This window comes from Acidobacteriota bacterium (genome assembly GCA_018268895.1).
In the GTDB taxonomy this organism is placed as follows: Bacteria; Acidobacteriota; Terriglobia; order Terriglobales; family Acidobacteriaceae; genus Edaphobacter.
In genome coordinates, this window is record JAFDVP010000007.1 from 660,302 (window position 1) to 679,806 (window position 19,505).

Annotated in this window: 17 protein-coding genes; 4 read left to right on the top strand and 13 right to left on the bottom strand. The window is 61.5% G+C overall.

The genetic code is table 11. The features are described 5' to 3' along the window. Window positions 1-94: 94 nt before the first annotated feature. From JSS95_10385 to JSS95_10405, 5 genes are all read right to left on the bottom strand, one after another. Entirely contained in the window at window positions 95-994 is a 900-nt protein-coding gene (locus tag JSS95_10385) for a hypothetical protein (protein ID MBS1800222.1), read from the bottom strand. 51 nt (window positions 995-1,045) lie between these two features. Then, a complete protein-coding gene (locus tag JSS95_10390; GenBank protein MBS1800223.1) occupies window positions 1,046-2,224 on the bottom strand; it encodes a hypothetical protein in 1,179 nt (392 codons plus the stop codon). A gap of 164 nt (window positions 2,225-2,388) precedes the next feature. Next, the gene (locus tag JSS95_10395) at window positions 2,389-3,048 is read right to left on the bottom strand and encodes a leucine-rich repeat domain-containing protein (GenBank protein ID MBS1800224.1); all 660 of its coding nucleotides are present in this window, start codon (window positions 3,046-3,048) and stop codon (window positions 2,389-2,391) included. Then, window positions 3,045-4,043, bottom strand: a complete 999-nt coding sequence (locus JSS95_10400) for an LOG family protein (GenBank protein MBS1800225.1) — start codon at window positions 4,041-4,043, stop codon at window positions 3,045-3,047. The genes JSS95_10395 and JSS95_10400 overlap by 4 nt, the downstream gene beginning before the upstream one ends. Window positions 4,044-4,125: 82 nt before the next feature. Beyond that, a complete protein-coding gene (locus tag JSS95_10405) occupies window positions 4,126-4,464 on the bottom strand; it encodes a hypothetical protein (protein MBS1800226.1) in 339 nt (112 codons plus the stop codon). A gap of 128 nt (window positions 4,465-4,592) precedes the next feature. Between JSS95_10405 and JSS95_10410 the strand changes: the two genes are divergently transcribed. Together JSS95_10410 and JSS95_10415 are read left to right on the top strand one after the other, a co-directional pair. Continuing rightward, a complete protein-coding gene (locus tag JSS95_10410; GenBank protein MBS1800227.1) occupies window positions 4,593-5,660 on the top strand; it encodes a hypothetical protein in 1,068 nt (355 codons plus the stop codon). 41 nt (window positions 5,661-5,701) lie between these two features. Continuing rightward, window positions 5,702-7,705: an ABC-F family ATP-binding cassette domain-containing protein gene (locus JSS95_10415; protein ID MBS1800228.1), complete on the top strand. Its 2,004-nt coding sequence runs from the start codon at window positions 5,702-5,704 to the stop codon at window positions 7,703-7,705. 67 nt (window positions 7,706-7,772) lie between these two features. Here the strand turns inward: JSS95_10415 and JSS95_10420 are convergent, their stop codons facing one another. The 3 genes from JSS95_10420 to JSS95_10430 are packed head-to-tail and all read right to left on the bottom strand — an operon-like array spanning window position 7,773 to window position 10,463. Beyond that, complete coding sequence (locus tag JSS95_10420; GenBank protein MBS1800229.1) at window positions 7,773-8,852, bottom strand: 3-deoxy-7-phosphoheptulonate synthase; 1,080 nt, start codon at window positions 8,850-8,852, stop codon at window positions 7,773-7,775. Between the two features lie 46 nt (window positions 8,853-8,898). Then, window positions 8,899-9,687: a sel1 repeat family protein gene (locus tag JSS95_10425; GenBank protein MBS1800230.1), complete on the bottom strand. Its 789-nt coding sequence runs from the start codon at window positions 9,685-9,687 to the stop codon at window positions 8,899-8,901. After that, complete coding sequence (locus JSS95_10430; protein ID MBS1800231.1) at window positions 9,684-10,463, bottom strand: hypothetical protein; 780 nt, start codon at window positions 10,461-10,463, stop codon at window positions 9,684-9,686. The genes JSS95_10425 and JSS95_10430 overlap by 4 nt, the downstream gene beginning before the upstream one ends. Window positions 10,464-10,654: 191 nt before the next feature. On the opposite strand from JSS95_10430, the gene JSS95_10435 reads away from it, so the two are divergent. After that, window positions 10,655-11,545: an SMP-30/gluconolactonase/LRE family protein gene (locus tag JSS95_10435; GenBank protein ID MBS1800232.1), complete on the top strand. Its 891-nt coding sequence runs from the start codon at window positions 10,655-10,657 to the stop codon at window positions 11,543-11,545. Window positions 11,546-11,661: 116 nt separating this feature from the next. On the opposite strand, the gene JSS95_10440 is transcribed toward JSS95_10435, so the two are convergent. Both JSS95_10440 and JSS95_10445 read right to left on the bottom strand, forming a co-directional pair. After that, window positions 11,662-12,417 (bottom strand): metallophosphoesterase family protein, encoded by a 756-nt coding sequence (locus tag JSS95_10440; GenBank protein MBS1800233.1) that lies wholly within the window; start codon window positions 12,415-12,417, stop codon window positions 11,662-11,664. 190 nt (window positions 12,418-12,607) lie between these two features. Then, a complete protein-coding gene (locus JSS95_10445; GenBank protein ID MBS1800234.1) occupies window positions 12,608-13,420 on the bottom strand; it encodes an ABC transporter ATP-binding protein in 813 nt (270 codons plus the stop codon). A gap of 85 nt (window positions 13,421-13,505) precedes the next feature. On the opposite strand from JSS95_10445, the gene JSS95_10450 reads away from it, so the two are divergent. Further along, window positions 13,506-15,209: a hypothetical protein gene (locus JSS95_10450; GenBank protein ID MBS1800235.1), complete on the top strand. Its 1,704-nt coding sequence runs from the start codon at window positions 13,506-13,508 to the stop codon at window positions 15,207-15,209. Window positions 15,210-15,300: 91 nt separating this feature from the next. Here the strand turns inward: JSS95_10450 and JSS95_10455 are convergent, their stop codons facing one another. From JSS95_10455 to JSS95_10465, 3 genes are all read right to left on the bottom strand, one after another. Beyond that, a complete protein-coding gene (locus tag JSS95_10455; GenBank protein MBS1800236.1) occupies window positions 15,301-17,631 on the bottom strand; it encodes a DUF4838 domain-containing protein in 2,331 nt (776 codons plus the stop codon). A 311-nt stretch (window positions 17,632-17,942) separates the two neighbouring features. Next, window positions 17,943-18,824: a pirin family protein gene (locus JSS95_10460; protein ID MBS1800237.1), complete on the bottom strand. Its 882-nt coding sequence runs from the start codon at window positions 18,822-18,824 to the stop codon at window positions 17,943-17,945. A 194-nt stretch (window positions 18,825-19,018) separates the two neighbouring features. Further along, window positions 19,019-19,474 (bottom strand): MarR family transcriptional regulator, encoded by a 456-nt coding sequence (locus JSS95_10465; protein MBS1800238.1) that lies wholly within the window; start codon window positions 19,472-19,474, stop codon window positions 19,019-19,021. Between the last annotated feature and the right edge of the window lie 31 nt (window positions 19,475-19,505).

Sequence of the window (19,505 nt, forward strand, 5' to 3'; positions counted from 1 at the left end):
GTGCGGCACCTCAACGTGACTTCTGGCATAGCCTGTCTATGCCACATGACGGTAACTGGCATAGATAAACTATGTCAAGGGAGATGTGACGAAATTATTGCGGCGCGACCGCTTCGTCCTCGATGATGTGGGAGCTTACGTGGGTCTTCTCGAAGCTGCGATTCTGGGCGTCGATGACGATCTGCCGGTGGATGATGAAGAGTACGTGCAGCTTGAATTCAGTGCCGAAGCTCACAGGGAACCACACGCCATCGGACTGCGGAGCATAGACCACGGTAAAGCCGAGGCCGGGCAAGTTGGTGCCCAGCAGCGTCCGCGCAACGAAGGGGACCTTACGGGCCATCGCCGTCGAGATGACGACGGGCTGAAACTTGGTGGAGTCGATCCAGGCATCGCCCTTCCAGGTGTACTGGTTCTTGTCCTTCGGCGCGAACCGGATGTGGAAGACGTCGCGCCCATTCTTCTGCTCGCGACCGATGAGCTGATACCGATACTCGGCCTGGTTCTTCGAGGTGAGCGGGAAGAGCCGCGCGGCCAGCCCATCCTTGGACTTGTCGTTCGTCAGGTTGGAGCGCATGCTCTCCACGAGATCGCGGTCCATGTCGTCATTCCATAACTCATCCTTGTCATCGGTTTTTGAACTGGCGCTTTCGCTCTTCTTCGGCAGCGTGTCGTAGGCGATGTAATGGTTCTTCTTCCATTGCCGGCCGCTGATGCTGAGAAGTTCCGCGTGCGAGCCGCTGCTGGAGGGGACAATGCGCGAATCGGTAATCTCTTCGCACATGACGGTCTTCCCTTTGCGCGAGAGGACACGAGCGTGCTGCACGTAGATGTAGCGGGTACGCTCCGTCTCGGCGCGGTCCTGGTTGGCGGCGACGCGCGCCATGATCGCCTGGGCGGTGAGCGGAGCTTCAGCGCTCGTCGGCTGCTGCGAAAGGCACGGCAGCGTTGTCGTCAACAGAAGCAAGGACAGAGCGGCGAGGTAACGGGGCATTGCATAGAAGATACGCAGCAGGAGCGCCGCCGGTTCACGGTGAAATGTGTCTCAGGCCTCCTGCTTGGCCATTGCAGCGCGCATCTTTGCGGAATCGTCCCAGGCGTAGCGCAGCGTACCGGAGAGCGGTGCCGATCCCATCAGCCGCACTGCCGCCAGGATCGTTTCGATCCAGCCTGGTGCAGCGTGGTGGTCGCCGGTCCATATCTCCGAGAGCGGGCGCATCTCGCCGGTTGCATCGGGATGGAAGACGCGCTGGTCCCAGCGTCGCGCCCCTTCGGGGAAGTGCGGGTAGTCGCGGATGGCGTCGAGCGTCGATTGCAGGATGCGGTGTTTCCACGGCTCGGCGTACTGCGGCATGTAGAGGACGTGGCTCCGGCGCTCGCGGCGCACCTCGTGAACGAACTCGGTGAAGCTGGCGGCGCGGGTGAGGTTGACGTTCGCGTTGGGTTCGACGCCATGGCGGTCGCCGCCCGAGATGACGAGCTGGTTCCACTTGCCGGCGAGCGTTGCGGCCTCGCGGTTCTCCTTCCAGTCGCGCAGGCCGTTCAGCTCCAGCGCGTGGACGTACTGGCCGTAGACGGCGAGGAACTCGTTGACCAGCACCAGGTGGCGCTCGCGTCCGACGCGGTAGAGGTCCCACATGGGATGGTTGAAGACGATGAGCACCTGCGGAATATCGTGCAGGTCGGCGAGCACCTCGCGCAGCATGGTTGGCGCGCGATGGGCGACGGGGATGGCGGTGAAGGCGCGAAGCCGGTCCATCCACGCGACACCTTGTGCGGACGGGATGTTGTGGACGCCGATGTGGAATGCGGTCTCGTAGAAGGGCACGGTCCACTCGACGGAGATGGGGATGTGGCGTGCCGAGTCGACCGAGCGCAGAAGCAGGGGCGCGTTGATGTCGTCGTGGTCGGTGAGCGAGACAAGCGCGGGAAGTTGCAGGCGGTTCTCGATCTGCGAGCGCTCGAGGTCGAAGGCGAGGCGCGGGGTCAACGGAGGGGTCCAGTAGCTGCGGGCGTAGTCGGGGGTGATGCCGGAGGCGCGGTGCGAGCGGCGCTCGGCCCAGCGGATGATCGGCTGCAGGAAGCCCCAGTCGTGCGAGAGCTCGGCGATGAAGTTCAGCGTCTCATGCGACTGGTTGGTGTGGCTGTGCAGTGAGACGCCGGTGGCGAAGCCCCTGGCGGCCTCGGGCTCGCGCCATAGATAAGAGATGGTGGACTGACTCATTGGCCCTCCGCGCTGAGCGTGCTCTGGCTTCTGGCTCGCTCGGGGGCAGTATGCGGGGCGAATGTGAAGCCTCGATGACTGCATCGAGAATGGGGCTTCAATATCCGCAAGAGACGGTAACTGAGTTGGTTACAGCTATTGTTGCCGGTCCAGATAAGCCTCCTTTATCGATACACGCAGCATCCGCGCTGTTCCAAAGTTTCCAGCCAATTTATAGATCGAAGTGTATTCACCCAGCGGAGATCCAGTTTTTCGAGTCTCGGAAGCTCGGCGATGCAGTCAGGTAAAGACTCCAGAGGGTTTCCTCGCAGATCAAGCTGTCGCAGCTCCTTCATCTCTCCGATTGCATCGGGCAGAGTCGTCAACTGGTTATTGCGAAAATGAAGCTCGCGTAGTTGCGATAGTTGTGCGATACAGGCGGGAAGCTCTGTGATCCGATTGTCTGTGAGACGAAGTTCAATAAGACCGGACAAGCTGCAAACCGCCGCCGGAAGTTTCTGAAAGAGATTCTCGCTGATATTCAGATAGCGCAGTTTCCTCAGATGGGAGATGGAAGTTGGCAGCGTCGTCAATCGGTTGTCGTGCAGATAGAGAAAATCGCTAAGCGCTTGAAGGTCCCCGATACTCTCTGGAATTGCAGTGAGCTGATTATGCCCAAGATCGAGCGTGCGCAGGTGGTCCAAATGGCCGAGCTTCTCCGATATCTCGGTTAGACCGTTATCGGCAAGAATGAGAGTCGTTGTGCCAGTCTGTTCCCATACCTCGTACGGAACGCTGCCGAGGTTCTTCTTCCATAGATTGAGAACCGCACCGTCGGCGTTCATCGTGTCGACGCGATATCCGGGCCGAGAATCTCCTGTGCCGTCGGCGCAGGCTCATGGGGAACATCCTTGGCTCCAGCCGCTGCGCGGGCGCGTTCCTGCAGAGCGCGCTCGTAGTCGGAGTTAAGGTGGTTCTTCGTGAGGTCCTCTTTCAGAATGTCGAAGGCCTCCTCCGGCGTGTCGGCGAATCGAAAGAGCTCCAGGTCTCCTGGAGCGATCGCGCCCTTTTCAGCAAGAACGTCGAGATTGATCACGCTCTTCCAGTACGGGGTGCCGTAGATGATCGTTGTGATCCTCTTGGCCAACTTGTGAGTTTGTGCCAGCGTGAGCAGCTCGAACATCTCGTCGAGCGTGCCGAAGCCTCCGGGGAAGATGACCAGCGCCTTTGCGAGATACGCGAACCAGTACTTGCGCATGAAGAAGTAGTGGAAGTCGAAGTTGAGCGACGGCGTAATGTAGGGGTTCGGCTGCTGCTCGAAAGGCAGCTTGATGTTGAGGCCGATGGTCTTTGCGCCGGCCTCGTAAGCGCCGCGGTTGGCAGCCTCCATGATGCCGGGGCCGCCGCCAGAGGTGACGACGAAGCGGTGGCGCGGGCCGGGCAGCGACTTGGCCCAGGTTGCCAGCTTGTTGGCGAGAATGCGCGCATCCTCATAGTAGGAGGCCATCTCGATCGCCGCTCCCGCCAGGCGAAGGCGTGCGCCCGTAGCTTTGCCGTGCTCGACCTCTTCGAGCGTGGCGGGCTGCTCGGCGGCGCGCTCCTTCGAGCCTGTGTTGGCCAGCAACTCGAAGTTGGCGGCTGCTACGTCGAGCGCGCGGAAGCGGGCCGAGCCGAAGAAGACGACGGTGTCCTGGATGCGTTCGCGGCGGAAGCGCGACAGCGGCTCCTGGTATTCGGCCATGATGCGCAGAATGCGAGCGTCGGGAGAGTTGAGGAACTTCGGGTTCTCGTAGGCGAGTGGCGCTTCGGCGAGTGGTTCAGGCTGCTGCGGGATATCCATAACGTTCTCAGTTCTCCGATGTCAGTTCTCAGTCTCAGGTTGTCGATCTTATCTGACATCAGAGAACGGAGAACGGACAACGTTACTTATAATCGCGGTAGTGTACCGCCTCGGAGATGCCGATCCATATGTCCAGCAACCCGAGCCCGGAGATGATACCGCGCACGGCGCCATTATGCAGAAAGGTGGCCAACGTCGGCCGCGACTGGATGAACATGTTGTTGTCCCATATGCGCGACCACCAGGGCAGGATCATCACCAGCACGCCGAGGTAGACGCAGAACAGCACCAGCACAAAGAGCGACAGCCGCTGCAGCCACACCGGCGCGGCCGCACGCTTCGAGTCTGCACTGGAAGAGGGAGGCGGGGGCGACAATACGGTCGGTTCGCGGTCCGGAAACAGTTGGGGCTGACCTGGCATCAAGCTCTCACAGATGAGTGTATCGAAGGGAGTTTCCTGTTGTCTTTGCGCGCCAGCCACTTCCGGCCGTATTTCCCTGCGCTCATGCAGTTCGTCCCAAAAACGCCTCGTTTTCAAATGGCTGGAGAGTGAAAGCGGACTTTGTCGTTATTCTCACCTGCATGACCCGTTCGCATGGAAGTCTGTTTGCACTGGCCTCTCTTCCGCTGCTCGTCTCTTACAGCGTCGCTATGGCGCAGACTGCGAGCGGCGGCGCCCTCATGCCGAAGGTGCATTCACTCACGACTACCGAGGGGTTGACTCCGCTCGATGCGAAGGTGGAAGCCGTCGAGTATCGCGGCCGCAAGGCGATTCGCGTGACGCCGTTGGCGAAGAAGAGCAACGGCTTTGCGCTGATCGACGGCGTCGATTTTCGCGATGGCACAATTGAGGCCGACTTCGCCGTGAAGGTCACCATACCTCCGCCTGCGCGCATGCCCGGCTTCACCGGCATCGGGTTTCGGCTGCAGAAGGACCCCGTGCGCTACGACCTTTTCTACGTTAGGCCGGGCAACGCTGTGGCCGACGATCAGAGCTACCGCAACCACTCCGTGCAATACGCTGCCGAGCCGGACTATGGCTGGCCGGTTCTGCGGACGAAGTGGACTGCGATCTACGAGTCGTATGCAGACCTTGAGCCCGGAGCATGGACGAAGATGAAGATCGAAGTGCACGGACGCCACGCCTCGCTCTACCTCAACGGATCGTCGAAGCCTAGCCTGATCGTTGACGGCTTGAAGGGCGATTCGCTCAATGGCGCCGTGGGTCTGTGGGGGTTCGCCGGGGAGGAGTCCTACTTCTCGAACCTGAAGATCACGCCCGCCGGCCCTGAGCCGATCAGTAACGGCGGCGAGGCCGCAGGCGCGTGGGATGTCGCCATCTCAACCGACATGGGGCCCTTCAATGGCACGGCGAAGCTGACGCGCGAAGGAACGAAGATCGCGGGCACGTGGTCTGGATCCTTTGGCAACGATCTCCCGATCGCGGGCACATGGCGCGATGGCTACGTCGAGTTTGCTCTCACCGGCGCGCTGCCGGACGGCAAAACGGAGGCCCATGTCAGGTTTGCCGGGTGGGTTGACGGGGACGCTGCGAAGGGACGCATGAAGATTGAAGGAGATGCCGAGGGCAAATGGTCGGCAATGCGCACCAGGTAGTGAAAAGCGCGTCAACCGTGGAGATGCGAAAATAGAGGTGCATGCTGCAACTCATCCAGGCCGGCAAACGCTTCGGCCAAAAGCTCCTCTTTGAAGATGTGAACTGGCTGATTACCCCCAACGAGCGCACCGGGCTCGTCGGCGGCAACGGCACCGGCAAGTCGACGCTGCTCAAGGTCATCGGCGGCATCGAGTCGCTCGACTACGGCGAGATCACGCGCGTCAAAGGCACCACCATCGGCTACCTGCCGCAGGACGGCCTCGCCATGCGCGGCAAGACCGTCTTCGAGGAGTGCCTGTCGGTCTTCGAGCACCTGCACGCGCTCGAGGCCGAGTCCCTGGAGCTGACGCACACGCTTTCAGAAAAAGACCCGAAGTCGAAGGAGTACATCGCGGCCGCCGATCGCTACTCCGAGATCGCCGACCAGCTCCACGTGCACGACATCTACACGCTCGACGCGCAGGTGGGCGCGGTGCTCGGCGGCCTCGGCTTCTCGAAGGAAGACTGGGAGCGCAAGACGGAAGAGTTTTCCGGCGGCTGGCAGATGCGCATCGCGCTCGCGAAACTTCTTCTTCAGAAGCCCTCGCTGCTCCTGCTCGACGAGCCGACGAACCACCTCGATATCGAGAGCCGCAACTGGCTCGAGGAGTATCTGCACGACTATCCCAACGCCTTCATCCTCATCTCGCACGACCGCTACTTCCTCGATGTGACGGTGAACAAGATCGTCGAGGTATGGAACAAGCGGATGCAGGTCTACCACGGCAACTACGAGAAGTATGTGACGCAGAAGGACGAGCGCCGCGCCACGCTGATGGCGGCGTACAAGAATCAGCGTGATCGCATCGACGCGCTCGAGGCCTTCATCAACCGCTTCCGCTACCAGGCGACGAAGGCGAAGCAGGTGCAGTCGCGCATCAAAGAGCTGGAAAAGATCGAGCGCATCGAGGTGCCGGAGGAAGAGGCGACGATCCACTTCACCATCCCGCAGCCTCCCGCTTCGGGCCGCACCGTCATCGAGGTCAATAACCTCACCAAGATTTACCCCACGCCCGCCGGCGGAGAGAAGACCATCCTCGACAACGTCAGCTTCACCATCGAGCGCGGCGACCGCATCGCCCTGGTCGGCGCAAACGGCGCGGGTAAATCGACGCTCATCCGCATGTTGAGCGAGCAGGAAGCTCCGACCGGCGGCAACATCAAGCTGGGTCACAACGCGCTTGTCGACTTTTTCGCGCAGGACCAGTACAAGGTGCTGAACCCGGCCAACGAGATGCTCGACGACATCGCCGCCGCCGCTCCGAAGGTGCCCGTCGTCGAGCTGCGCTCGCTCCTCGGCTGCTTCATGTTCTCCGGCGACGACGTCTTCAAGAAGCTCGGCGTGCTCTCGGGCGGCGAACGCAACCGCTATGCGATGGCGAAGATGCTGGTGTCTCCGTCCAACATGCTTCTGCTCGACGAGCCGACGAACCACCTCGACCTGCGCGCGAAGGACGTTCTGCTCGACGCGATCCGCAACTTCACCGGCACGGTGCTCTTCGTCTCGCACGACCGCTACTTCATCGACGGCCTCGCCACGCGCGTCTTCGAGGTCGAGGACAAGCGCGTCCACATCTACCCCGGCAACTATGAAGATTATTTATGGCGCAAGCAGGGCGGCCCGGAGAAGGTGAAGGAGTCGCTAAGCGCCGACCTCAAGCCCACACCATCTGCCCCAACTACTGTGTCATCCCGACCGGAGGCGCAAAGCGCCGCAGCGGAGGGACCTGCTTCACTACCGCCGTCGTCCGCTCCGGCAACTCCCGTGAAGAAGCTGAATCCCATCAAGCTGAAGCAGATGGAGGACCGCCTGAGGTTCGCGGAAGAGGAGATCCCGCGGCTCGAAGGCGAGATCGCCGCCGCCGAAGAACGCCTCGGCAACTTCGTCTCTGCAGAGCAGTCACAGAAGGACGCCGCCAAACTCGACCGCCTGCGCAGCGAGAAGGCCACGATTACCGCCGAGTGGGAAGAGTTGGCGATGGCTCTTGAGGAGCAGCAGGCATAGGAGCCAGATGCCCTAGGTCTCGCCTCTGAGACCTGGACTCATTCAACGCAAGCGCGAACCGCTGTCGTCAGGAGCGAGCCTTCTCGCGCAGCAGCCTGCGCTTCGCCACCGACTCAGCAAGCTCACCCAGCAGCGACTCCGTCTCGTCCCAGCCGATGCAGGCGTCCGTGATGCTCTGCCCGTAATTGGTTGCCTTGCCATTCACCAGCGACTGCGCGCCTTCGACCAGGTTGCTCTCGATCATCATGCCCATAATGCGGCTGTCACCTGCTGCGATCTGCTCCTGCACGTTGCGGCACACTGCGGCCTGTTTGCGGAAGTCCTTGCTGCTGTTGGCGTGGCTGCAATCGATCATGATGCGCGGTTTGATCCCGGCCTTCACCATCTGCGTCGCGGTGGTTTCAACCGATGCCGCGTCGAAGTTCGTCACCTGGCGGCCGCCGCGCAGGATGATGTGGCACTCCGGATTGCCAGCCGTAAACAGGATCGCCGACTGCCCCGTCTCCGAGGTTCCCAGGAAGGTATGCGGGTGATTGGCCGAGACGATGGCCTCGATCGCGATCTGGATATTTCCCGAGGTGCCATTCTTGAACCCCACCGGGCACGACAGGCCCGAGACCAGTTGGCGATGCACCTGGCTCTCTGTCGTGCGCGCGCCGATCGCGCCCCAGCTCACCAGGTCGGCGATGTACTGCGGCGAGATCATGTCCAGGAACTCCGTGCCCGCGGGCACTCCCATGTTCGCGAGGTCGAGCAGCAGATGACGCGCGATGCGCAGGCCATCGTTGATGCGGAACGACTCGTCGAAGTACGGGTCGTTGATGAGTCCCTTCCAGCCCAGCGTCGTGCGCGGCTTCTCGAAGTAGACGCGCATCACGATCAGCAGCTCGTTGGCGAGCGCGGCGCCGGCCTTCTTCAGCCGCGTGGCATACTCTCGCGCGGCATCGACGTCGTGAATGGAGCAGGGACCGACGACCACGACGAGGCGGTCGTCCGTGCCTTCGAGGATATTGCCGATCTGGCGGCGCGTCTCAAAGACGGTGCTGGAGCTCGCCTCCGTAATGGGCATCTCCTCTTCAAGGAGAAAGACCGGCGGAAGGACGACTTTGGAGGACTTGATTCTGAGATTGTTCGTTGTGTGAAACATGGACTCTTTTAGCGTAGCAGGTGGAGGCCCCGGCGGGTAATGCAGACTACGGGTCGCGGTACTCGCGCTTCTTAAGCTCGCGCAGAGCCTGTTCGTGGCCCTGCATGGCTGCCTGGCGAATCCAGTGGCGCGACTGCGTATAGTCGTGCTCGACCCCCTGCCCTGTGGCGTAGAGGTGGCCAAGCTGGAACTGCGCCTCCGCGTTGCCCTGATCGGCGGCCCGGCGATACCACGCCGCCGCCTGCGCGTAGTTGAGCGGGACTCCCTGGCCGAAGTAATAAAGCTCAGCCAACTTCTGCTGCGCTTCGGCAAAGTTCTGTGTAGCGGCCAGGCGGTACCAGTAGGCGGCTTCGGTGTCGCTCTGCTGTACGCCTTCGCCCTTGCGATACATCAGGCCCAGGTTGTACTCCGCCCAGGCGAGCTTGCTGTAGGCGGCGCGCTGGCACCATGCGAAGGCCTCGGCGAAGTCGTTGGCGATGTAGTAGCGAAAGCTGAGGTTGGCCTGCGCATAGGCATGGCCCTGCTCGGCGGCCCTGCGCTCCCAGTTGGCGGCTTCGGCGGCATCCCGCGGCAGGCCCCGTCCTTCGTCGTACATGGTGCTCAACATGTACTGCGACTCCGCGTGTCCCTGCTCCGCGGCCAGCAGGAAGCTGGCGGCGGCCTCGGTGGGCCTGCCTGCGTTGTAGTCCGCGATTGCCTGCTTGTAGTGCGGGTTCGAGGCTGCGTTGGCAGCGTCGCGGCGGCCCCGCGCAATGATGCCAGCGCGTGTGGAGTGCAGCGAAAGCGCTGCTCCCGTGGGGATGTGTTGCAGTCCGCCTTTAGCCTTGTCGTTCATCGCTGCGCGTTCACCTGGCGGTTGACGAACTCGAGGCGGTACTTCGCATCGGCGATCTGCTCGCGCAGGCTGGCAGCAAGCTCCGTCAGCAGCTCGCGGTGTTCGCGCGCGGCGGCCTCGGCGTCGAGGTAGAGATGGGCGATCTCGCTTGCGAGCAGCGTGTGCCGCTCGGCATCGAGGTTGGCGATGTCGCGCTCGGCGTGGCGTATCTGGCGCGCGATGCGCAGAAGCTCGGCGACAGTGCCTTCACCGGCGATGGAAGAATCGATCTCGTGGTGATCGTCCAACATGCGCTGCAACGCGTCGGTGTCGCCGCGACTGTAGGCCTGGTTGGCGCGGGCCATCAGCAAGGTGAAGTGCCGTTGCTCGGCGTCGTCGCGCGCGAAGTCGGGGTGTATGCGCTTGGCAACCTCGCGAAAGAGCGTCTTCAGGCTGGGTGGCGGGTCGAACTCCTCGGCTTCTCGTGCTTCGCCAAAGGCGGCATCGTGGGTCTCCTGTGCCTGGCGACGGGCCTCTTCGGCGCGGCTGCGGGCAGAGTCGGAGCCGTAGAGATCGACCTCGCGCTCGGCGATGCGCGCCTCGATGTCGTCCAGCTCCGCGTAGAGAATGCCGACCTGGCGAAGATATCTTCCTTCAAAGGTCTTCAGTTGCGCGCGAAGCTGGGCAAGCTCCGATTCGCGCTCGGCAAGCGCAGTGCGAACACCGGCGAGCTGCTCTCGCTTGCCGGCAAGAGCGGCGTCGTCAGGGGTCTGCTGGAGGATGATCTCGGCGGGCATGGCGCTTCCATCTCCAGTTTAAGCGAAAAGCGGACGCACGGCAGATGGCCTGCCGTTATCGGAAAACAAGCTCTCTTGCGAGAGCCTGCCGTATCATTCCACGTATAAGATAGCCAGGTAGATCGAGTCCTTCTGGCGAGTCGATGCGATCAATCGATCCTAGATCGAGACCAATCTGAGGAGATTTAAAGATGGCCACTTTGAACATACGCCGGTTCGCCGCCTGTGCCGTCATGGCACTGGGCCTTACGCAAATCGCATCTGCCGCCGACATCCTGATCGGCGATGCCAGGTCGCAGCCCGAGAGCCTGACCGTAGCGCCGGGCGGCGTGCTGTTTGTCGGCAGCGCCAGCTCTCCCTTTGTCTACAAGGTGCGTCCGGGATCGTCCACGGCAGAGAAGTTTGTCGACGCCAGCAGCGAAGGCCCAGGGACGTTCTTCTTCGGCATGCTGGCCGATGGCGCCAGCCACACGCTGTGGACGTGCCAGCTCACTCCGGTGCAGGGAACCACTCCCGTGCAACGGCACACCGCACTGAGGGGCTTCGATCTCAATACGGGCGCTCCGAAGGTCCGCTGGAACCTGCCGGGCGACAACACGATATGCAACGACTTTGCCATCGGGCCGGACAAGGCGCTCTACATCACGGATACCGCCAATGGAAAGATCTTCAGGCTGCCGGCCGGCGCCTCCGCCGCGGAGCTGTACCTGGAACATCGCACGTTGAATGGCATCGACGGCATCACTTTCCTGAACGGTACGCTCTACGTCAACAATGTGTTCTTCAACAAGCTCTACCGCATTCCGGTTGACGCTTCCGGCAAACCGGGCGCGCCTGTCGATATCTGGATGGACCAGATGGTCAAAGGACCCGATGGCATGCGCGCGGCCAACGGCAAGCTCTTCGTGGCTGAAAATGGCGGAGGCAGGATTCTCGCCATCACCGTCGACGGAGAGAAGGCACACGTTACCGTGCTGAAGGAAGGACTCAAGACGCCGACCGGGATTGAACCCGCGGGCGATACGCTCTGGTTTACCGAACGCGCCACCGGCAAGGCCGAGTCGATCCCCATGCCCAAATAGTCCGTTGCGGCCGATTTTGAAGTGTGCGAGTTCTTAGGGCTGCTTCAGATCGCTGTGCGTGGCAAGGCGTCGTCATTCTGAGGCGTAGCTGAAGAATCTCTGTATCTTGCAGGCGCCTACCGGCCCTCGCGCAGTCGCGCCGCCAGCTTCTCGGGCAGGCCTGCCATCAGAATCCGGCCCTGCGCGGCGGTCAGGTCGTAAGGAACCCGGTGAAACACAATCTCCATCGCGCTTGTATCGTAGATCGCGAACCCCGCGCGCCAGTCGTTGTCGCGCGGCTGCCCGATCGAGCCCGGATTGATGAGATAGCGTGAGCCTTCCTCGACCTGCAACGTCCACGTCTCGGCATCGTTGCGCGTGTTGTACCGCGGACGCAGCTCGTGCCAGTCCTGATCCTTCTGCATAAAGCCGCCTTGCAGATGCGTGTGGCCGATGAAGGTGACATTGACGCCGCTCTGCTGTAGCGGGGCCCATGCGTCGCGCATGGTGATGATGTACTGATCTTCATTGAGCGGAGAGCCGTGCGCCAGGGAGACGCGGGGCATTCCCTCCGGCTGGAGGGGGCCCTTCGGCAGCTGTGCAAGCCACTCGCGGTTCGCCGCGGTCATCTCTTCGCGGGTCCACTCGGCTGCGGTACGCGCCACGGGATTGAAGCCGATCGCCGAGGCCAGGCCGCAACAGACGCGATCGTGGTTGCCGCGCACATTGTACTGCGCACGCACACGGACGATCTCGATGACCTCATTGGGACTCGCGCCGTAGCCCACCACATCGCCGAGGTTCCACACAGCGTCAACCTCGCCCGCAGCCGCAAGGGCTGCGTGGAGCGCTTCAAGGTTGCCGTGAACATCGGAGAAAACAAGGGCTCGCATGGCGTCATCGTCGGCCTGCCGGCCCAAGAGTTTAGTTTACTTGATGCACTGACGGCGCGCGACCGCGGACCGGCACGGATCGGTGCGGAGTTGAACCATCTCCTCGAACGGGTTGACATGATTCTCCCGCACTGGCTGTTTTTCTCGCTCATCCTGCTTTATCCGCTTATCCGCGCCAATCCGGACTCGTCTATCCGATGGTCGCCAGCGGCTTCGTGCGATCGGTTTGCATCGTCGGCACCGAGGCCAGCAGGCGGCGCGTGTAAGCGTTTTGCGGAGAATGAAATAGCTGCTCTGCCGTCGCCTGCTCCACGATATGGCCGTGCTGCATCACCGCAACGCGATCGGCGACCTGCGAGACGACTGCAAGGTCATGCGAGATAAAAAGCATCGCCAGGTTATGTGACTTCCGCAGCCGCTTCAGCAGCGCAAGTATCTGCGCCTGCACCGTCACGTCGAGCGCGGTCGTTGGCTCGTCCGCAATCAGCAGCCGTGGCCGGTTGACGATGGCCATGGCGATCAGGATGCGTTGCCGCTGCCCGCCTGAGAACTGGTGCGGATAGTCCTTCCATCTCTGTCTGGGCGAGGGCAGCGCGACGTCGTTCATCGCCTCGAGCACGCGCTCACGGACCTCGCGGCGGCCAAGCTCCGGATGATGCGCGCGTATCGCCTCGGCGATCTGGGCACCCACCGGCATCACCGGGTTCAGGGCCGTCATTGGCTCCTGAAAGATCATCGACATACTGCGCCCGCGGTGCCGCCGCATGGCATCTTCCGGTAGAGCAAGCAGGTCCTCGCCCGCAAACCGAATGTTGCCCGCAACCGATGCTGTAGGAGGCAACAGGCGCAGCAGCGCCAGCGACGTCGCCGACTTGCCCGAGCCGGACTCGCCCACCAGCCCCAGCGTCTCGCCCTCGTTCACATGAAACGAGATACCCTCCACGGCGGTCCTCCCCGCAAAGGCGATCGACAGGTCTTCAGCGGAGACGAGCGGCACAGGCATTGATGCAATAGTAGCTGCAAAGCGCCCGCGCCGGAGCGCATCGTAGTCCATCGCGGAGGCTTATACGTCTAAACTCGTGACGGATATGAAAACAGCGATTCTCTCGGTCGTGGCTTGCGGCGTGGCGTTGACCACAGGCGCCTATGCCCAGATGCACAAGGTCACCAACCCCGATACGGTGGTCCGCGCCGTCGGCGTGTATGAGTGGACTGGCGACCTGGCCAAGCCTACCGGCAGCCGCTTCGTGCCCGTCACCGTCTTTATCGACGGCGAGATTGAGGATGCCGGAGTCTATCTCCCCCAGCCCATTCCATTTGCCCTGCTCACCGGCAACGTCTACGAGCTCGAGGACGCCGGTCTTGGCAAAGGCACCCTCGTGCTCGAGACCGCGCTCAAGACCACGCTGCCCGAGGGATCGCCCGCCCCGGCCTACATCGAAGGCTGGACAGCATACGGCAGCTACAAGGCCCCTGCGCAGGAGAGAAAGTCCGCATCGAAGCTCAAGCCCTCCAAAACGCTTCCCGTCATCTCGGTCTCCGGCGGCGATCCAAACAAGCCGCACTTCTCCGATAAGAGTGCCGACGCCTCCAGGCCCACCGATCAGCAGAAGTCCGCGAACCCTTCCGACGACTCCGCGAAGAAGAGCGACGACACCGACCGCCCCACGATGAAGCGCCGCAGCGACGACACAGCTTCAACGGCAGACGACACCAACAACGCTCCATCGCAGACCGCACCTGATCCTGACGACAAGGCCGAGCGCCCAACGCTGCGCCGCCGCTCTCCCGAGGACATCAAGAACGACAAGCAAAAGAAGAGGACCGACCTCGCCACCGTGACCAGCGCCGGTTCGCTGAACGACGATCCCGATCGCCCGAGACTGAAGCACAACACCAAGTCGAGCGACGACGACAACGACATGCCCAAGCTGCTGGGCGTTCCTCCCGACATGAAGCAGATGGTCGCCGTCTCCGACGCGAAGAACCGCGAGCCTCATCCATTCGCCCGCCCGTGGGAGGACACCGCCGAGCACGCAGCGATCCTGGCAAAGATGCAGGGCTTCGCACGCGCCAAGCTGGCAGAGTACGGCGTCATTCCGGGTGTGACGCCGCCTCAGCAGCTTCCATCGACGGCAACCACCGGCACGAAGGTTGCCGCAGGCAGCAGCGCCAACGCTCCAGCACCCAATGAAGGCCCCGGTCCACCACGTCTCAAGCGAGGCATCCCCACCGACGACACCACGGAAGGCACACCAGCTACAGCAAAGCCCGCGACGCAGGCAGGCACAGAGGCTGGCCCTCCGAGGCTGAAACGCGGCATTCCCACCGACGACACAACGGCCGCTGCGGCCAGGCCCGCTCCATCCTTGGCGGCAAAGAAGGCGTCCGCATCCAGCGCGCGCAGCAAGACCCACCACACTACCCCGGTTCATGCTCCGGTGGTTCTCGCAGGCGAAGAGCTGAAGGGCTACCTGCTCAGCTACGGCGGAGCGCCAACCTATGTCTACATGGCGCACACGGTGGAGACAGGCTCCGTGATGCGTTACGTCACCGTTGTTGCGCAGGACGACGGGATGGGACAGCTCAAGGTCGCGCTTGCCTCCGCCACCGACGCCGCGCATCTCGACCGCACGCCGTGGATGCGCCTGGTCGACGCCGTCGACGTTGAGGCCAGCAACCGCGCCAGCCTGCTCTTCGAGCTGCGCGGCCAAAGCTCGCGTCAGTTCGCGCTCTACCGCGTCATCGCCGCAAAGCCTGAAGAGATCTTCGTGACAGCGAACGGTTTCTAAGAAAGCTCCACTGAAGGGAGAGAAGGCCCGCTATTCTGAGGCGCAGCCGAAGAATCCCTGTAGTTCGCTGCGCCGATGCAACAAAGCGCGGCTACGCAACCACGATCTGGTCGGTATAAATCCACGCCGGGCTTCCGGCGCGGATATGCCACGAAGGCATATGAAGAATGCTCTCTCCATGCACCTTGATATAACGCGCCCTTGTATTCAAGTCGGCGCGGAACGATTGCACCGGGATGTTCGCGATCCCCGGATCTTCCTTCGGATTCGGATTGTTCGGATTGCTCACCCGCACTTCGTTGCCGAACGCGCTTCCGTCGGTTGACGTCGAGTAGCTGACATAGGCAGGCAGCACAAGCAGGTTCCAGTCCGGCTGCGCCTGCGCATTGAGAAAATCCATGTTCACGGAACCGATGTCCGTCACCTCTCCCATGTCCAGAACGAAGTCCATGTGCTGGCCCTTGTAGGCCACCCAGTTGACATCCGGCGCGCTCCACGACTCCCACGAACCAAAGATGCCATCGGTTAGCCGCTGCGCGTTGGCAGCGCCGCCTTCAGGCAGCGTGACAGGCGCGATCTTCTTGCCGAATGACCTGGCATGTTGCGTCTCCGCGACCTTCGTGAAGACTCTGTCGTAGGACGCCTGATAGTCGTCAGGAGTCGTGGTGCGCTCTCTTACCTTCGTTACGCCGTCCTGCTTGCATCCGCTGACGAACTCCGTGACAAGGGCCTTCATCTCCGGCTTTACGAAGACCTTGCCGTCCGAAGTATGCGCGAACATGCTTCGCGGAGTGTCCGCGTCTTCGTTTCGTCCGATCTGGATCGTCGCATACTTGATCGGCAGGCGAGCGATCTTAACCCGCGTAAGCATTTGCGGACTCTTCGCCGCCGCCTTCTCTGCTTGGTCAAACAGTGCGTTGTACGTCTTCATCATCGCCGCCGACAGGTAGGCATCCTTCGCATCCTCCGGGCTGCCGAAGATGTTCAGCTTGAACCCGCTGCTCAACAGCGACTCGCGCATCCTGTCGATGTACTGACGAATATACGGCGCCGCCTGCCCGTAGTAGCCGCTCAGGTATTCATCGATAAGGGCGCTGTCGTCGGCGTTCGGGTCCCACATCAGCTTGCAGATGAGATAGGCCCTCAGCCCGGAGAACTCACCGCCGGCCTGTCCGTTCGCCTGCATGAAGAGCGAGTTGACGTTGTGGTCCGTGTAGAACTTGATGTTCGGCTTCAGCGTATGAAGGTTCGGGAACGGACTGACCAGGTTGGAAAACTGGATGTTGTAGTCCCAGATAAGGATGTTGCCCGATATCTTTCCCCACGCGATCAGGTCATTGGAAAACTTCGGATCGGTCTCAAAGACCGGCCCCTGTCGCCTGCTCTCGATGTTGCAGAGCATGATGTTGACGTTGGGCTGGGCCTGTATATTCTGCGGCGGCGTTCTTGAGTACCAGTAGGCCAGCGTAGAGATCGTCTTCTCAGGAAACGCTTTTGCCACGTCATTCACGAAGTACAGGATGGACCCACTCGGAACTCCGCCATACTTTGCATTCAGCTCCGTACAGGGGCCGCAGTGGCAATACTGGTCATTGTCGTTCTGGCTCACCGACCAGTAAGAGGCATGGGGCTTCGCCGCAATCTTTTCCTTCAGGTTGGCCGTCAGCACGTCAAGCACTTCGCGATTCGAAAGGCATAGCTGCGTCCCCGGCAGCCGTTGTCCGTTGACGAGCGAAAAGTATTCCGGATGCGTCTTGCCATACCTGTCCGGCGAAACCAGCTCGTTGAAGGTGTGGACGAACAATCCCCAGTCGTCGCGCGACGAAAGCCTGTGCCAGTTGGTGTATTCCGGGGCGCGGGTGTCCGGGTACGATGTGGTCCGGTATTGCACCGCAGGAACAACCACAAGCTCATCGCGAGGAATGCCGACTGCACCTGACGTCGGAACATCGATCGCCTTCGACGTATACATCCTGAAGCCCCAAAGCTCCAGCAGTCCATAGACGCCGTAGAGAACACCCTTTCCCGTACCCCCGGCAACGATCAGGTTGTCTCCCGCGGGACGGAAGGCGAAGCCATCCTCCTTGAGTTGTTTGAAGTCGGTGTTGCGCGTCTTCGCATATTGCGTCTGTCCAATAAAGAAGGCAGGGCCGCTGCGGTACTCTCCTTCGCTCTTTAACGCCAGGTTTTTATGCGACATCTCTGCCACATAATGCTGGAGCTTCTCGGCCGCCTGCTGTTCCACCGGACTCGCCTGGCTGGGAACAACAATCTGGTACTCCTCCAGCCTCCGCATACTCACTTTCTTCTGGGACTGCTTCGCTTGAGCCAATACGGCCTGAGGCAGAAAGCTAAAGCCCGCGGCAACCAGCCCCGAGCCCTTTAGAAATTCAAGGCGGGTTATCTTCGTTTGCGATTTCATGGCAGTTTGTTGCGTCGATCCTACCAAACTCGCTGCACGACAATCTTCTTCAAGCATGCGGCGGTTGCAAATAGGTTCGCCTGCAGCTCAGAATGACGTTCGCAGCTGTGGCTGAGAGAGTTCAAACTGATCCATTTACCTGTGCGGCCTGCCAGCCAAAAAAATAGGGTCTCCAGCGTTTGCTGAAGACCCCTTGCTCTTGCCATCTGCATCCTGGCGAAGCGCAGCTACCCTCCACAACTCTGTCATCCTGAGCGAAGCGCAGCGAAGTCGAAGGACCTGTATTTTGCAGCAGCCGGCAATGCAATTGCTTACAACTGCCCGAACTTGCCGGCCTTCAGATCGGCCACCGCCTGCATGATCTCTTCGCGCGTGTTCATCACGAAGGGGCCATAGCTGGCGACCGGCTCATTGATCGGCTCGCCACTCAGCAATACAAGCTGCGAGTCTTCCTTCGCCTCGATCGTCACGATGTTGCCTTCCTGCGAGAGAGCAGCAATGCGCGCCTCGCCTGTCAGCTTCGCCGAGCCGTTCACGGTCACATCGCCCTTGCGCAGAACGATCGCCGTATTGTGGCCCTCAGGTACCGTCAACTCGACCTTCTCGCCAGCCTTCAGGATCACGTCCCACACGTTCAGCGGAGTGAATGTGGTTGCCGCGCCTTTGGTTCCGTCGACGTCGCCCGCGATGACACGGATGTGTCCGCCGCCGGGAAGGCTTACGACCGGGATCTGCTCCTTCGTGATGGCCTGGTAGCCGGGTTTGGACATCTTGTCCTTCGCCGGCAGATTCACCCAGAGCTGAATCATCTCGAAGGTCCCTCCGGCCTTGGAGAACTCGGCCTCGTGCAACTCTTCGTGAAGAACGCCCGAGGCAGCAGTCATCCACTGCACGTCGCCGGGGTAGATCACGCCCGAGTTTCCCGCCGAGTCGCGATGGCCCACCGACCCTTGATAGGCGATGGTGACCGTCTCAAAGCCGCGGTGCGGATGCTCGCCGACGCCGCGACGCTTTGCGCTGGGCGTGAAGTACTGCGGCCCGGCGTAGTCCAGCATCAGGAACGGTGAGACCTCAAGCTGAAGCCCGTTCGAGGGGAAGAGGTTCCGCACAGGGAATCCGTCGCCGACCCAGTGATTGCTGCCGGGGCCATAGGTTCCAATGACTTTTTTCTGCGTTGTGGTTGTGGTGCTCATCGTATTGCTCCCTTCGGCGCACGGGGGCGCCACTTCATGTGCGTGGTGCGTTGTGTAGCGTTCAAAACTTTATCGAGCCGTAATCATCCGGGCGCCCCATCCTTGCGCAGCAAGGGTGGGATACGAGCGGGTGCCCCATCTTCGCGACGGCTTCTTCGTCGCTAAGGTGGGTTTGCAGGATGCCGGGTGAAGAACTAAAAATTCTCTTCCGCCGTGCGCCCCAGACGTCGCAACAGAGGAAGAAGCTCCACTCTCTCCTGCTGGGTGAAGTTCCCGACAGCCCGCTCCATCGCCAGCCGGTGCTGCGCAAAAGCCTCCGAGATCGTCTCCTTGCCCTTGCCGGTGAGCTGGATAATGCGGGCGCGGCGGTCTTTTTCGTCGTCGCACCGCGTCACCAGCCCACGCTTGATAAGCCGGTCGACCGCAGCGGTCATCGAGCCGCTGGTCAGCAGAACCTTCTCGCCGAGCTGCTTTACCGTCAGCGGCCCCTTGTGCAGCAGCGCTTCGAGAACGCCAAAGTCGCTGATACCCATATCGAAGCGCGCAATGCTGCGGGCGGAGTGTGCCTCAACCGCCCGCGATGCCTTCCAGAGAAGCAGCCAGAGGTGCATGCCGCTCAGGTCCTGTTCGTGTTGTGTTGGCGTTGTCATGTATCTTGATATAAAGATGCTTGATATCAAG